This window comes from Streptomyces sp. SX-6, from assembly GCF_059089585.1.
The window spans coordinates 1-1,423 of record NZ_JBTHHU010000083.1; the positions used below are offsets into that span (position 1 = coordinate 1).

Annotated in this window: 1 protein-coding gene; it reads right to left on the reverse strand. The window is 65.7% G+C overall.

What is annotated here, in order from left to right:
• Window positions 1–30: 30 nt before the first annotated feature.
• On the reverse strand, window positions 31–1,374 hold the full coding sequence (locus ACV530_RS36565; protein ID WP_494337044.1) for an IS630 family transposase: 1,344 nt from the start codon (window positions 1,372–1,374) through the stop codon (window positions 31–33).
• Window positions 1,375–1,423 lie beyond the last annotated feature (49 nt).

Below are 1,423 nucleotides of genomic sequence, written 5' to 3' on the forward strand. Positions count from 1 at the left end.
GCTAGTGTGATGCGCCAGAAATCCTGAGGGTTAGTTCTGCTCGGTTATCTGGCTGCCGGCACCGACCTTGGTGAGGTAGTCGGCGAGGGAGTTGAGGATCTCGTCGGCGGTCTTGGTCCAGGTGAAGGGTTTGGGGTCTTCGTTCCACTGCGCAATCCACGCCTTGATGTCGCTCTCCAGGGCCTTGACGGAGGTGTGGACGCCGCGGCGGATGAGTTTGTCGGTCAGCAGGCCGAACCATCGCTCCACCTGGTTCATCCAGGAAGAGCCGGTAGGGGTGAAATGGACGTGGAAGCGGGGGTGTCTGCCGAGCCAGTTCCTGATCTCGGCGGTGTTGTGGGTGGCGTAGTTGTCGCAGACGAGATGGACATCGAGCCCGTCGGGCACGGCCTTGTCGATTGTGATCAGGAACTTCTTGAACTCGATGGCGCGGTGGCGGCGGTGGAGTTCGCCGATGACGGTGCCGTCGGCGATGTTGAAGGCGGCGAACAGGCTGGTGATGCCGTGCCGGTAGTAGTCGTGGGTGCGCCGCTCGGGCATGCCGGGCATCATCGGCAGCACCGGCTGCGAGCGGTCCAGCGCCTGTATCTGGGCTTTCTCGTCCACGCACAACACCACCGCCTTCTCGGGCGGATTGTGGTACAGGCCGACGACATCGACCACCTTCGCGACGAACTGCGGGTCGGTGGAGAGCTTGAAGGCGTCCTGCAGGTGAGGCTTGAGATCGAACCGCTTCCAGATGCGCCCGATCGTCGACTTCGACAGACCGGTGCGCTGGGCCATCGACGCGCGCGACCAGTGCGTGTCCTTGCCCGGCGTGGACTCCAGCGTCGCCACGAGGACTTCCTCGACCCGGTCGAGGAGGATCGAGGGCGGTCGGCCCGAGCGGGGCTCGTCATGCAAACCGTCGAGGCGTTGGGCGATGAACCGGGCCCGCCAGCGGTCCACGGTCGACCTGTCGATACCGAGGTCGGCCGCAGCTTGTTGGTTCGTCCCGCCCTCCGCGCAGCGCAGCACGATCTTCGCTCGCAACGCGAGGATCTGGGCGGTCTTCGCCCGCCTGGCCCACTGCGTCAGCTGGCTCCGCTCAGCCTCGTCCAGGACCAGGTCGGCCTTCGGCCGACCGATCCAGCCGGCGTCCTCAAGCCCGGCCATCCGCTCTGCGGCGAAGGCCCGACGCCACTTGCCAACTGTCTTGGCCTGGACGCCGACGATCCGTGCGACACCAGCGTTTGACATGCCGTCAGCGCACGCCAGGATGATCCGGGCCTTCTGGGCCGAGCGCCGGTCCGGCAACCCTGCCCGGCGTGCCAGCTCGGCACGCTCGGCCTCGGACAGCGTGATCTCCACAGCGGAAGGCCCCGGATGCGACATGCCAACAGGGTAGTAACTAACCCTCAGGATTTCTGGCGCATCACACTAG

What these genes read in the sequence shown, in the direction of transcription:
- ACV530_RS36565 (WP_494337044.1), bottom strand. Translation starts at nt 1,374, where the DNA reads ATGTCGCATCCGGGGCCTTCCGCTGTGGAGATCACGCTGTCCGAGGCC.